Here is a 12,765-nt window from a genome sequence, read left to right as displayed (position 1 = left end):
CGCGGTGTCCAGGGAACGGGGCGTCCGTGCAGGTCGATCTAGAGATCCCCGACCGGCCGCAGCGGCGGCTGGCGTTGACATTCGACGCCTTCGACACACACCACCACACACTCTGGCTGCGCTACGCCCATACCCAGGTCGGCAGCAAGGCCGCCGCCGAGCAGGTGGTGGACGCGGCCTGTGCACGGCTGCTCGGGCATTGGCAGTATGTCCTTTCCAGGGAATCGGTACCGCAGTACGCCTGGGCCGTACTGAAGGAGGAGGTGGCGCGATGGCTGGACGAACACGGCGCTCCCGAGCCGCTGTTGGCCGACACCGCCGCCTTCCAGGCCGCGATCCGCAAACTGCTCCTGCCCGAGACATGCGATCAATTCGCCGTGCTGGAGGGCGAGATCGGGCTGTATACGGCGATCTCACGGCTTCCGGAGCGGCAGTACGATGTCGTGGTGCTGCGCTATGTCCTCCAGGTCCCGGACGAGGAGGTCGCCGAGTACATGGGGATCGAGGTCGCCACGGTCCGCTCCCATGTACGGCACGCCCGACGGCGGCTGGCCAGGGAACTGGACATACGGGAGACCGAGACGGAGACCATGGACCGTGCACCGCGCCGATGAACCGGCGTCCAGCCCCGTAGAGGTGCTGCTGGAGAACGCCGAAGTGCTCACCGACACGTACGACGACTACGACACGGAGGCGGCCCGCGCCCGGGTCGCCGCCCGGTGCGCGACGGAGAAGCAGGCATGTCCGACCGGTGCGGGCGCACCGCCCCGGCACCATCCCTCCGCCCATGAACAGGCCGCCCAGGATCTCAATCTCGCCGTGGCCCTGATCCTCAACGCTCCCGAGGCGTCGGCCAGTCTGACCCGGCTGGTCGACCATGACCAGATCGATCCGGAGGGCGCCGTCGTCTTCGCGGCCCTGCTGCATCTGACCGGCCATCGGGACGCGGCGCAGTTCTGGTGGCAGTTCGCGGCCGGCGGCGGGAACAGGACCGCGGCCTTCTGTCTCTTCCTCGCCCATCAGCAGCGGGCCGAGTTCCGGGACGCGGCGTACTGGCGCGGTCAGTCGCGCGGGCCGGCCCGGCCCGGCCGCAGGACGACGGCGCCGCCCACGCTCTCCTCGCTGCTGCCCGAGACGGTCCGGCACAATCTGCTCAGCCAGTGCCACCGTGGCCGCCATCCCACGCTGCCGGCGCCGCTGGAAGCGGTCATCAACCGCCTCCGTGTCGACAGCGCGGACGAGGACTTCGGCGAAGTGCCCCAGCCGGACGTCAGTCTGACCCATGATCTGACCCGCGATCCGGCCCGTGGCAGCGGCTGTCGTGGCCGAGGCCGCGCGCCCGGCACCGGATAGCGGCGACGAGGCACGAAGAGACGCGGAGGGACGACCGTACGATCCGTGCGGTCCGGCCGTCAGGCGAATGGCCCCTTGAGGGCGGTCGAGGACGGTCGCGGGAGCGGCGTCCGCGCCCGTCGGCTCGTACGGTGGCTTGCATGATCGTTCGCACGCACGGAACGCGGCGGCTCGCCTGTCCGGCCGCCGCGGTGGTGTTCGCCATCGGCATGGCCGGTACGACTCTGCCCACGCCGCTGTACGGGCTCTACCGGGAGCAGCTCGGCTTCTCCGAGCTGATGGTCACGGTGGTCTTCGCCGTCTACGCCATCGGAGTGATCACCACGCTGCTGCTGGCGGGCAACTACTCCGACGAGGCGGGACGCCGGCCGGTACTGCTGATCGCCCTCGGGCTCTCCGCCGCCAGTGCCCTCTGCTTCCTCTTCGAAGGCGGTCTGCCGCTGCTGTTCACCGGCCGGCTGCTGTCGGGCTTCGCCGCCGGGCTGTTCAGCGGCACCGCCACCGCGACCGTGCTGGAACTGGCCGCGCCGGGCCACGAGGCACGGGCGGCCTTCGTCGCCACCGCGGCCGGCATGGCCGGTCTGGGCTGCGGTCCGCTGCTGTCCGGGCTGCTCGCCCAGTACGCGCCCTGGCCGCTGCGGCTGCCCTTCCTGGTGAATCTCGCGCTGGTGGCGGTGGCATGCGTACTGACCTGGTTCCTCCCGGAGACCGTCGGGCACCCGGTACGGTGGCCACGGCTCAGACCGCAGGGGCTGACGGTGCCGCCCGAGGTGCGCGGAGTGTTCGTACCGTCGGCACTCGCTGCCTTCGTCGGCTTCGCGCTGCTGGGAGTGTTCCTGGCGGTGGCACCGGCCTTTCTCTCCCAGACGCTCGGCGAGCGCAATCTGGCCGTGTCGGGCGCGGTCGTCTTCTCGGTGTTCCTGGCCTCCACGGCCGGACAGGCGCTGCTCGGGAGGATCGGGGTCGGCCGGGCGCTGCCGAGCGGCTGTCTCTTCCTGGTGCTCGGTCTCCTGCTGGTGGGCGCGTCGCTGGCGGCGGAGTCGCTGCCGCTGCTCGTGCTGGGCGCGCTCTGCGGCGGACTCGGCCAGGGCCTCGCCTTCCGCGCCGGTATGGCCGCGGTCAGCGGGGCTGCGCCGCCGGAACACCGGGGAGGCACCATCTCGGCCTACTTCGTCGTGGCCTATCTGGGGATCTCCGTGCCGGTGGTAGCCGTCGGGGCGCTGGCGCTCCGGCTGGGGCTGAAGAACGCGGGGCTGGTCTTCACGGCGTGTGTGGTGGTGCTGTCGGCCGCCGTCGGACTCCATCTCCAGCGCAGGCCGCCGCCGGAAGGCTGACGGGAGCCGCGCGCGCTCAGGACGCCCGGTGGCTCGCGACCACATCGGCCACCGCGACCAGCAGTGCCGCGACCACGAACGCCACCGACACGACCAGCCCATGGTCGTACGCCGTCGGCCAGCCCTCGGGCTCCACCTGGGCGAAGAAGACCGAGCCCACGGCGGCGATACCGATCGCCGAGCCCACACGCTGCCCGGTCTGGAGAGTGCCGCCCGCCGTGCCCGCCATGGCCACCGGTACCTCGGCGAGCGTCAGCGTCTGATTCGGCGTGATGACAAGGCCGCTGCCCAGACCGGCCACGAGCAGCGGCGCCGCCATCACCCAGCCCGCGGCATGGCCCGGCACGAGATGCACGGCGGACGCGGTGGCCGCGAGCCCCACGGCCACCGTGATCAGTCCGATCAGGACCAGCGGCCGGCCGAAGCGGCTGACAAGTCGGCCGCCGATACCGGCCGCCACGGCGGAGCCGAGGGCGAAGGGCGTGATGGCGAGTCCCGCCTCCAGGGCCGAGTAGTGCAGTCCGCTCTGGAGATAGAGCGTGGTGATGAAGAAGATCGCGGTGAATCCGCCGAAGTAGAGCAGGATCAGCAGACATCCCAGCGAGTACGAGCGGACACGGAACAGCGACAGATTCAGCACCGGCTGGGTGCCGCCCGTATGGCACCGGGACTCCCATTTCACAAAGGCGGCCAACAGGGCCGCGGCGACGAGCACCAGCAGCCACTTCTCGCCGCCGTGCCACTGCTGTGACTGGACGAAGGGCAGCAGCAGGAACAGCACTGTGCAGCCGAGGAGCAGTACACCGATCGGGTCGAGATCGCGCAGTCCGACCCGGCCGGCCGCCGGTGTGTCGGGCAGCAGCCGCCGGGCGAGCAGCAGACAGACCACGCCCAGCGGGAGATTGACGTAGAAGACCCAGCGCCAGCCCTCGTCGGCGCCGGCGAACTGGATGATGAGACCGCCGAGCAGCGGTCCGACGGCCATCGAGATACCGACCACCGCGCCGAACATGCCGAAGGCCCGGCCCCGCTCACGGCCGGAGAACATCTGCTGGATCAGCGCGGAGATCTGCGGAGTGACCGTGCCTCCGGCGAAGCCCTGCACCAGCCGCGCGATCACCAGCCAGAGGCTCGACTGGGCCGCTCCGCAGGCCGCGGACGCCAGGGTGAAGAGCGCGAGTCCCACCATGAACACCACGCGCCGGCCACGGGCGTCGCCCAGCCTGCCGGCCGGGATCAGGAAGAGGCCGAAGGCGAGCGCGTATCCGGACAGCACCCACTGGAGGTCGGAGACCGGCGTGTGCAGGCCTTCGCGGATGGACGGCAGCGCGACATTGACGATGGAGACGTCCAGAAGCGTCATGAAGCCCGCGACCAGACAGACCGCGAGCGCCTTCCAGCGTCGTGGATCGGGCGTCGTGCCCGCGGCGGACGGGACGGGCCCGCCCGCCGCGGCTCCGCTGTCCCGCGCTGCGTCTCCGGCCATGATCGGACCCTAGTTCGCGGACCCCGATCCCTCATCCGGAGCGCGCCGACCGGTGGACGGCCATGCCCCGTGAGCTCGTCGGCTCTGGTCGGACCACCGGGCGGCGGACACACCACAGCCGGCCTCGGAGAGAGACCGGCTGCGGTGGCGGGATATTCACCTGTCCGAACCCGTACGGTGCGGAGTCAGAGACGGGTCACTTGCGTGAGGTCACTTGACGTTGATGGCGGTCCAGGCCGCGCCGACCGCCTTGTACTCGGGGCTGGTCGTGCCGTACAGCGCGCCCGCCGCGCTCAGGGTGGCGGTGCGTGCCCTGGCGTAGTTGGTGGAGGACGTCATATACGTGGTGAGGGCCTTGTACCAGATCTGCGTGGCCTTGTCCCGGCCGATGCCGGTGACCGTCGAGCCGTCGGACGTGGGGCTGTTGTAGCTCACGCCGTTGATGGTCTTGGCGCCGCTGCCCTCGGAGAGCAGATAGTAGAAGTGGTTGGCCGGGCCCGACGAGTAGTGGACGTCGAGATTGCCCAGCGTGGACGACCAGTAGTCCTTCGACGCGCCGTCCTTGCTCGGCCTGTCCTGGTAGCGCAGCGGCGTGCCGTTGCCGTTGATGTTGATCTTCTCGCCGATGAGGTAGTCGCCCGGGTCGCTCGGGTTGTTGGCGTAGAACTCCACCGCCGTGGCGAAGATGTCGGAGGTCGCCTCGTTCAGACCGCCGGACTCGCCGCTGTAGACCAGACCGGCCGTGGCGGCCGTGACACCGTGGCTCATCTCGTGGGCGGCCACATCGAGCGAGGTGAGCGGGTGCGTGTTGCCCGAGCCGTCGCCGTACGTCATGCAGAAGCAGCTGTCCTGCCAGAAGGCGTTGACGTAGTTGTTGCCGTAGTGGACGCGGGAGTACGAGCCGACACCGTTGTTCTTGATGCCGTTGCGCCCGAGCACGTTCTTGTAGAAGTCCCAGGTCGTCGCGGCGCCGTAGTGCACGTCGACGGCGGCGCTCTGCCGGCCGCCGCCCCAGATGTCGTCGGCGTCGGTGAAGAGCGTGCCGGTGCCCGAGGTGCCCTGGTTCAGGTCGTACGTCTTGTGGCTGCCGCGCGTGCCGTCGGTGAGGTTGTACGTGGTGCCGCTCTTGGTGGTGCCGAGCGTGACGGAGCCGCTGTAGGCGCCGGTGCCGGTGCCGGTCTCGACGGCCTCGTCGCGGAACAGCTCCTCGCCGGTGGCCGCGTCGGTGACGACATGCAGCTCGCTCGGCGTGCCGTCCGGCTGGACGCCCTTGACGACGGTCTCCCAGGCGAGCACGGGAGCGCCGGTGGCGGCCCAGATCACCTTGCGCGGCGCGGACTCGGCCGCGGGCTTCGCGGTCTTCTCCGCCGAAGCGGCCTTCAGGGCACTGGACTTGGCGGTGGCCGAGGCGATCCGGGCATCGGTGGAGGCCACGGCTATTCGGGCCGAGGTCGCCTTGGTGACGCTGCGCCCGCCGGCCGGCGCCTGGTGGACGATCAGATCGCCGCCGAGCACGGGCAGTCCCGCGTAGGTCCGCTCGTACCGGGTGTGCACCGTACCGTCGGCGTCCTCGATGACATCACGGACGACCAGCTTCTCCTGCGCGCCGAGTCCGAGGGACACGGCTTCGCTCGCGGTGTCCGCCTGGGCGGACTGGATGGCCGCGACGCGCTCGGCGGGAGTGAACAGGACGGCGGTGGCGCCGCGTTCACGCGAGAGGTCGGGCTGGGCGCTGGCCGTTCCCGACTGGATGCCGACGACCACCATGGCGGCGGAGGCGACGAGGGCCGCGACACGAACGGTGTTCTTGCGGGGGCTGGAAGCTACGAGTCTCACTCAGTCTCCAAGAGTGATGGACCGCCTGGACGGCCCTTCTGTGGGGGAGCCCGTCGCGTGATCAACGCGCGTCGAGCCGTCCAGAGAGTGACATCGTTCGGACACTCAGCAATAGATCGCTTACCAGGATTTGACCTTGTGTTGTCAATTCAGCGCGGCATACGGACATCAAACGGGCGTAGTGGCGGAGCAGTTGGGAGCGGAGGGCCCCGGCGGGCGACAGCCGGGACCCTCCGCGGTCGGACGGCGGGACAGGTTCTACTCGAAGAGATCGGAGTACGAGCCCAGGGCCAGTGCGATGTCCGCCTGTGCCCAGAACCGGTGGTAGGTGAAGCTCGGCGCGGCTCCGCCTCGCAGATACGCCTCGACCTTCGACCACGCCGGATCGCTCTTGTAGAAGGACCGGATCGAGTCGAAGGTGGAGGCGGAGTTGATCGTGTCGCCGTTGGGCATGGTGCCGGTCCAGCCGCTCGGGACATAGACCGGATCGTCGAACCTGCTGTAGTCGGTACGGGTTTCGGGAACGGCGATGCCCAGGGCGTCCTGGTGGTGGTCCCACATTCCGTCGAGCAGCGCCTTGGCCGTGTTCCTGGCCGCGGTGTCGCCGGACCTCGCCGCATAGTAGGAGAGCGTCTTGGCGTAGGCACCGGTCACACCGACGTCATTGGTGTAGTCGGCGACAGTGACATGCAGACCGGCGTTGGCACCGGGAGTGGTGGCGTTCCAAGTGTCGGGCTTGCCGGACCACTGGAGAGTGGACGGGATCCGGTAGGTGCCGTCCGGATTGACGGTGGTCTCGGACAGGGCCCAGTCGACCCACTTGTCCAGCACCGCCTTGGCCGCGCTGTCCCCGGTCTGGTGGTAGTACTCGGCGACGCGCTCCATGGACCAGGCCTGGAAGCCGAACCACTGGTTGGACGGCGGGTCGTGGTAGACGGGCGCCTCGTCGTAGTACATGCCGTAGAAGGTCGGAGTCCCGGCCGGCGGCTGGGCGTACCGGCCCTGCCAGCTGTTGGTGGCGCCGCCCGCGATGGCGCCCTCGGAGGACTGGAGCCAGCGGTAGAACTCCATCTGCCGCTTGAGACTGGTGCTCCAGTCCTGCTGGCCGGTGGCCGATTTGGGCTTGAGGTCCGCGTACGAGCTCAGCGCCCACGCGGCCATCGGGTTCTGGTAGCCGCCATGGGCGAAGCTGGAGCCGATACGCCAGGCCCAGCCCGCCGAGGTGTCGGTGGCACCGCCCCAGGCGTAGTACCAGGAGAGCAGATAGTGCGAGCTGTTCTTGCCGCTGCCGGCCGGGCAGGCGGTCTCGCCCGCACAGTCGCCCACCTTCTTGAAGTACTTGTCGTACATGGCGTAGCGGAGATAGTCGCCCATCTTCGCCGCCTTGGCGACATTGGCCGCCACCTGGCTGCCCTTGCCCTGCTCCTTGGCCCACTCCGAGGCCCAGTAGGCGGCCTGGACGGCGCGGGCGTCGGCGTCGGGCGCGTTGGTGAACTTCCACTGCTTGGCGTACGAGGCGTCACCGGTGAACAGGTCGAGATAGCCGTTCCTGCCACCGTACTTGAACGCGTCACAGGTCGGCTGAGGCACGGTCTCCCAGACGGACTCCTGCGGTCCGCGCTGGAAGGTGTTGATGTACGACGGGCCCTGGTCGGCCGGTCCCGCCTCGCACTTGCCGGGCGCGTTGCCGTATCCGTAGACGTTGTCGACGTCCTGGATCCAGTGCATACCGTAGATGTCGTCGGTGCCGTAGGCGCTCTTCAGCTCGCCCGCGATCGGGTCGCTCCCCACCGGGACACCACCGTTGAGCTGGGAGGGATACTGCGAGGGCAGATCCCACTCGGGCGCGTAGGTGGCAGGCTTCGAGGCGGTGTAGAAGCTGTTGGTGGGCTGGTCGGCGTGGGTCGGGATCATGTAACGCTCCATGGTGTCCCACGCACCGTTGAATCTGCTCCAGTCTCCGGTGACCTTGCCGTACATGGCCTGGAGCCAGATCAGATAGCTGTACGCCTCCGAGGTCGTCTCATGCCCGTGGTCGGGAGCCTCGACGATCAAGGTCTCGACCGAGTGGTACGGGATGCCCTCGGGCGAGAAGTAACCGGCGGCCGGATCGGTGATCTTGCCGTACAGCTCCAGGAAACGGGCGTCGTAACCGCCGGACGCGGCGAGCTGGGTGACGGTCACCTCGGCCTTGGTCTGTCCCGGCGCGGTCGCGGTGAAGGTCGCGGAACCGGTGCCGGTGGCCGCGGCGGAGACCGTCACCTGCTGCGCGGTGTCCCAGTTGGCGGTGGTGAAGGTGAGGCTGCCGCCCGCGGTGACGGTGAGAGCGGTGTTGCCCGCGGTGCGGGCCACGGTGACCTGGACCGGAGCGGTGGGCCGGGCGGAGAGCTTCACTCCGAACGTGCCGGTCGCGCCCTGCCGTACGCCGAGCTGGGTGGGGCTCGCGACGAGTGAGGGGCCCGCGGCGACCCGTACTCCGACCGGCGTGGACTCCGCCGAGGCGCCCTGGCCGTCGTACGCCTTGGCGTACAGCGAGAGATCACCGGCGGGCACATTGGTGTAGTCGAAGGTGTACGGCGAGGTGGTGTCGGTGCCGAGCAGTGTCGTGTTGCTGTAGAACTCGACCTTGGTGATGCCCGCACCGTCGGCGGCGGCAGCGGTGGCGGCCATCGGGATGGTGCCGCCCGCGGTGAACAGCGCGCCGGGAGCCGGGCTGGTCAGTACGGCGATCGGCGGCTGGTGCGCGCCCGCGCAGGTCACTCCGTTGACGGCGAAGGCGGTGGGCGCGGTGTTGGTGCCGCTGTAGTTGAAGTTGGCGCCCGCGCCCGCCGAGGCTCCGGGCGCGATCCGCGCGTTGTGCGCGGCGTTCTTGACGGTGACGGCCTTGCCCGACTGTGTCCAGGTGCCGTTCCAGCCGCTGGTGAGCGTCTGGTTGCCGGTGTACGCGTAGGTGAGCGTCCAGCCGTCGATCGGGTCCGTACCGCGATTGGTGATCGTGAGATCGGCCGTGAAGCCGGAACCCCAGTCATTGGTCTTGTAGTCGACACCGCACTGGACCGCGGCGGCGTGTGCGGGAGTGCTGTTGGCCGCGGTCAGCGCGAGCGGCAGGGACAGGGCCGCCACCAGCGCGGTCAGCAGCCGGCGGGTGCCACGCGCCCGGCGACGTCTTCCGAGCGGTGGTGGCGCGCCTGGCGGTGAGCCTCGTAAGCCGAGCATGGGGTGGTCCTCCTCGCGGTCCGGTGCGGGTGTGGGGCGGAAGTGCGAACCAGTGGGAGCGCTCCCAAGCGTCGAGCGGGACCGGGAAGGTGTCAAGAGTTTGAACAAGACGCACGTCCAAGCGAGTTGGTCGATAAAAGAAGTCAACCGCGCTGTTGACTCACGCCACTTCGGCGCTACCGTCGAACGCAACCAGTGGGAGCGCTTCCATCAGTCATACGCCGTGTCAGGCGGCGTATCGGCACCGAGGAGTCGCTCCATGCGAGCACCACCGCGCCTCGGCGCGCTGCTCTGCGCCGCGGCCCTGGCCGTGGCGGGCACCGCCCTTGTCCAGCCGACGGCCGCGTCGGGAACCGCGGCCGTCTGCACCGTCGAGTACAGCGTCACCAGTCAGTGGGACAGCGGCTTCCAGGGCGGTGTCACGCTGACCAACAACGGGAGCCCGGTGACCGACTGGACTCTTGCCTTCGACTTCCCGGGCAGCCAGAAGGTGACCCAGGGCTGGAACGGGAAGTGGTCACAGTCCGGCAGGACCGTGACCGTCGTCAACGAGAGCTGGAACGGCACGATTCCGGCCGGCGGCTCGGTCGGCGCGGGATTCATCGCCTCCTGGTCGGGGTCCAATCCCCCGCCCACCGCGTTCCGGCTCAACGGTGTCGCCTGCGACGGAGAGCCGGGACCGGGTGATCCCACGGATCCGCCCACGGATCCGCCGACCGATCCGCCGCCGGAGCCGGGCGGCGCACCGCCGAAGCTGCGCGCCTCGGGCAACAAGCTGGTCGATGAGAACGGGACGGTACGGCGCATGCTCGGCGTCAACCGCTCCGGCGGCGAGTTCATGTGCGTCCAGGGCCATGGCATCTTCGACGGCCCGGTCGACGACGCCTCGGTGCGGGCCATCGCGGACTGGGAGGTCAACACCGTACGGGTGCCGCTGAACGAGGAGTGCTGGCTCGGGCTGCCGCATATCAACCCGGCCTACGCCGGGACGAACTACATCCGGGCGGTCGAGCAGTTCGTGGACCGGCTGGAGGCCCACGGCATCACGCCGGTCCTCGAACTGCACTGGTCCCACGGCAGATACACGGGCAACGACAACCACTGCCCGGACACCGAGTACGCCACCTGCCAGAAGCCGATGCCCAACGCCCAGTACACACCGGCCTTCTGGACCTCGGTCGCCCAGACCTTCAAGGACGACGAGGCGGTGGTCTTCGATCTCTTCAACGAGCCGTTCCCGGACCGCGCCACCAGCAACATCGACGCCGCCTGGACCTGCTGGCGCGACGGCGGCACCTGTCCCGGGATCGACTTCCCGGTGGCGGGCATGCAGTCGCTGCTGAACGCGGTACGGGCCACCGGCGCCCGGAATCTGGTGCTGATCCCCGGCGTCGCGTACGCCAACGACCTGCGCCAGTGGCTGAAATACCGTCCGGCGGACCCGGCGTCCAATGTCGCCGCCGCCTGGCACTCGTACAACTTCAATGTCTGCGCGAACGAGAGCTGCTGGAACGAACAGCTCGCCCCGGTGGCGGCCCAGGTGCCGTTCGTGGCGGGCGAGATCGGCGAGAACACCTGCTCGCACGGCTATCTCGACCGGGTCATGGCCTGGCTCGACGGCCGTGGCGCCTCCTATCTCGGGTGGACCTGGAACACCTGGGACTGCTCCTCAGGACCCTCTCTGATCAGCGATTACAACGGCACGCCGACCAATTTCGGCGTCGGACTCCGTAACCATCTGAAGGGACTCTCATGAGCCGCACCACCGCTCCACCGCGCCGCGCCCGTACGGCGCTGATCACCGCGAGCGCCCTGATAGCCGCCGCGGCGGGCACCGCGATCGTGCTGGACGGGCCCGCCTCCGCGGCGGCGGCCGGCTGCACCGTCGACTACAAGATCCAGACCTCCTGGGACAGCGGCTTCACCGCCAATGTCAGTGTGACCAACACCGGTGACGCGGTCAGCTCCTGGAAGCTGGAGTGGAGCTTCGCCGGCAACCAGAAGGTGACCCAGGGCTGGAACTCGACCATCACCCAGACCGGCGCCGCGGTCTCCGCCGCGAACGCGGCCTGGAACGGCGCGCTGGCCACCGGCGCCTCGGCGTCCTTCGGTTTCAACGCCTCGGCGACCGGCACCAACGCCGTACCGACCGTCTTCAAGCTCAACGGTGTCACCTGCAACACACCGGGCGGCGGCGATCCCACGACTCCGCCGCCCACCGATCCGCCGACCACTCCGCCGCCGGCCGGTTCCAAGGTCGACAATCCGTACGCGGGCGCCGGTGTGTATGTGAACCCGGAATGGTCCGCGAAGGCCGCCGCCGAGCCGGGCGGCACCAAGGTCTCCAACCAGCCCACCGGTGTCTGGCTGGACCGGATCGCGGCCATCGAGGGCGTGGGCAACGGCATGGGCCTGCGCGACCATCTCGACGAGGCGCTGCGGCAGGCGGCCGGACGGCCGCTCGTCGTCCAGCTCGTCATCTACAACCTGCCGGGCCGTGACTGCTCCGCGCTCGCCTCCAACGGAGAGCTCGGCCCGACGGAGATCGACCGTTACAAGACCGAGTACATCAACCCGATCGCCGCCATCCTCGGGGACAGCAAGTACGCGAGCCTGCGGATCGTGACGACCGTCGAGATCGACTCGCTGCCCAACCTGGTCACCAATGTCACGCCTCGGCCGACCGCCACTCCGCAGTGCGATGTGATGAAGGCGAACGGCAACTATGTCAAGGGAGTCGGCTACGCCCTGAACCACCTGGGCGCCGTCTCCAACGTCTACAACTATGTGGACGCGGGCCACCACGGCTGGCTCGGCTGGGACGACAACTTCGGCGCCACGGCACAGATGTTCAAGCAGGCCGCGACCGCCGAGGGCAGCACCGTCGACAAGGTGCACGGCTTCATCGTCAACACCGCCAACTACGGTGCGACGAAGGAGAACAACTTCACCATCAACGACAATGTGGCCGGCAGGTCGGTCCGTGAGTCGAAGTGGGTGGACTGGAACCGCTATGTCGACGAGCAGTCGTTCGCGCAGGCCTTCCGCCAGGAGGCGGTCCGTGTCGGCTTCCCCTCGGGCGTCGGCATGCTGATCGACACCTCACGCAACGGCTGGGGCGGTACGGCCAGGCCTGCCGGGCCCGGCGCGCAGACCAGTGTGGACACCTATGTGGACGGCGGGCGCTACGACCGCAGGATCCACCTGGGCAACTGGTGCAACCAGGCCGGTGCCGGACTCGGTGAGCGGCCGAAGGCGGCGCCCGCCGCCGGGATCGACGCGTACGTCTGGATGAAGCCTCCGGGCGAGTCCGACGGCGCGAGCAAGGAGATCCCGAACGACCAGGGCAAGGGCTTCGACCGGATGTGCGACCCGACGTACACCGGCAACCCGCGCAACAACAACAATCTGTCGGGCGCTCTGGCCAACGCGCCGCTCTCCGGCGACTGGTTCTCCGCGCAGTTCCAGGAGCTGCTGAAGAACGCGTACCCGGCGCTGTAGAGCACGTTGTAGCGCACGCTGTAAAGCACCGGGCACCAC

The 12,765-nt window shown here is 69.2% G+C and carries 8 protein-coding genes; 5 read left to right on the top strand and 3 right to left on the bottom strand.

Annotated elements, in window-relative coordinates:
• Positions 1 to 26: 26 nt before the first annotated feature.
• The 3 genes from ACFV6H_RS31670 (at position 27) to ACFV6H_RS31660 (ending at position 2,687) form a co-directional block, all read left to right on the top strand.
• Positions 27 to 614 (top strand): RNA polymerase sigma factor, encoded by a 588-nt coding sequence (locus tag ACFV6H_RS31670; protein WP_385549168.1) that lies wholly within the window; start codon positions 27 to 29, stop codon positions 612 to 614.
• The gene (locus ACFV6H_RS31665; RefSeq protein ID WP_385549165.1) at positions 598 to 1,353 is read left to right on the top strand and encodes a hypothetical protein; all 756 of its coding nucleotides are present in this window, start codon (positions 598 to 600) and stop codon (positions 1,351 to 1,353) included. The genes ACFV6H_RS31670 and ACFV6H_RS31665 overlap by 17 nt, the downstream gene beginning before the upstream one ends.
• A gap of 140 nt (positions 1,354 to 1,493) precedes the next feature.
• Positions 1,494 to 2,687: an MFS transporter gene (locus ACFV6H_RS31660; RefSeq protein ID WP_385549162.1), complete on the top strand. Its 1,194-nt coding sequence runs from the start codon at positions 1,494 to 1,496 to the stop codon at positions 2,685 to 2,687.
• Between the two features lie 16 nt (positions 2,688 to 2,703).
• Here the strand turns inward: ACFV6H_RS31660 and ACFV6H_RS31655 are convergent, their stop codons facing one another.
• From ACFV6H_RS31655 to ACFV6H_RS31645, 3 genes are all read right to left on the bottom strand, one after another.
• A complete protein-coding gene (locus ACFV6H_RS31655; RefSeq protein ID WP_385549159.1) occupies positions 2,704 to 4,173 on the bottom strand; it encodes an MFS transporter in 1,470 nt (489 codons plus the stop codon).
• Positions 4,174 to 4,383: 210 nt separating this feature from the next.
• The gene (locus ACFV6H_RS31650) at positions 4,384 to 6,009 is read right to left on the bottom strand and encodes a M4 family metallopeptidase (protein ID WP_385549156.1); all 1,626 of its coding nucleotides are present in this window, start codon (positions 6,007 to 6,009) and stop codon (positions 4,384 to 4,386) included.
• A gap of 258 nt (positions 6,010 to 6,267) precedes the next feature.
• Positions 6,268 to 9,225 carry a glycoside hydrolase family 48 protein gene (locus ACFV6H_RS31645; protein ID WP_385549154.1) on the bottom strand — a complete coding sequence of 986 codons (2,958 nt, stop codon included), beginning with the start codon at positions 9,223 to 9,225 and terminating at the stop codon, positions 6,268 to 6,270.
• A 259-nt stretch (positions 9,226 to 9,484) separates the two neighbouring features.
• On the opposite strand from ACFV6H_RS31645, the gene ACFV6H_RS31640 reads away from it, so the two are divergent.
• The gene (locus tag ACFV6H_RS31640; RefSeq protein ID WP_385549151.1) at positions 9,485 to 10,981 is read left to right on the top strand and encodes a cellulose binding domain-containing protein; all 1,497 of its coding nucleotides are present in this window, start codon (positions 9,485 to 9,487) and stop codon (positions 10,979 to 10,981) included.
• Positions 10,978 to 12,726 carry a glycoside hydrolase family 6 protein gene (locus ACFV6H_RS31635; protein ID WP_385549148.1) on the top strand — a complete coding sequence of 583 codons (1,749 nt, stop codon included), beginning with the start codon at positions 10,978 to 10,980 and terminating at the stop codon, positions 12,724 to 12,726. Before ACFV6H_RS31640 ends, ACFV6H_RS31635 begins: the two co-directional genes overlap by 4 nt.
• Positions 12,727 to 12,765 lie beyond the last annotated feature (39 nt).

This window comes from Streptomyces sp. NPDC059743 (assembly GCF_042732975.1).
Taxonomy (GTDB): domain Bacteria; phylum Actinomycetota; class Actinomycetes; order Streptomycetales; family Streptomycetaceae; genus Streptomyces.
This window is presented reverse-complemented; position numbering and strand designations above follow the sequence as displayed.

Excerpts from the sequence above, each read along its gene's own strand:
- ACFV6H_RS31660 (WP_385549162.1), top strand. The coding sequence starts at position 1,494 with ATGATCGTTCGCACGCACGGAACGCGGCGGCTCGCCTGTCCGGCCGCC.
- ACFV6H_RS31640 (WP_385549151.1), top strand. The coding sequence starts at position 9,485 with ATGCGAGCACCACCGCGCCTCGGCGCGCTGCTCTGCGCCGCGGCCCTG.
- ACFV6H_RS31645 (WP_385549154.1), bottom strand. The coding sequence starts at position 9,225 with ATGCTCGGCTTACGAGGCTCACCGCCAGGCGCGCCACCACCGCTCGGA.
- ACFV6H_RS31655 (WP_385549159.1), bottom strand. The coding sequence starts at position 4,173 with ATGGCCGGAGACGCAGCGCGGGACAGCGGAGCCGCGGCGGGCGGGCCC.
- ACFV6H_RS31635 (WP_385549148.1), top strand. The coding sequence starts at position 10,978 with ATGAGCCGCACCACCGCTCCACCGCGCCGCGCCCGTACGGCGCTGATC.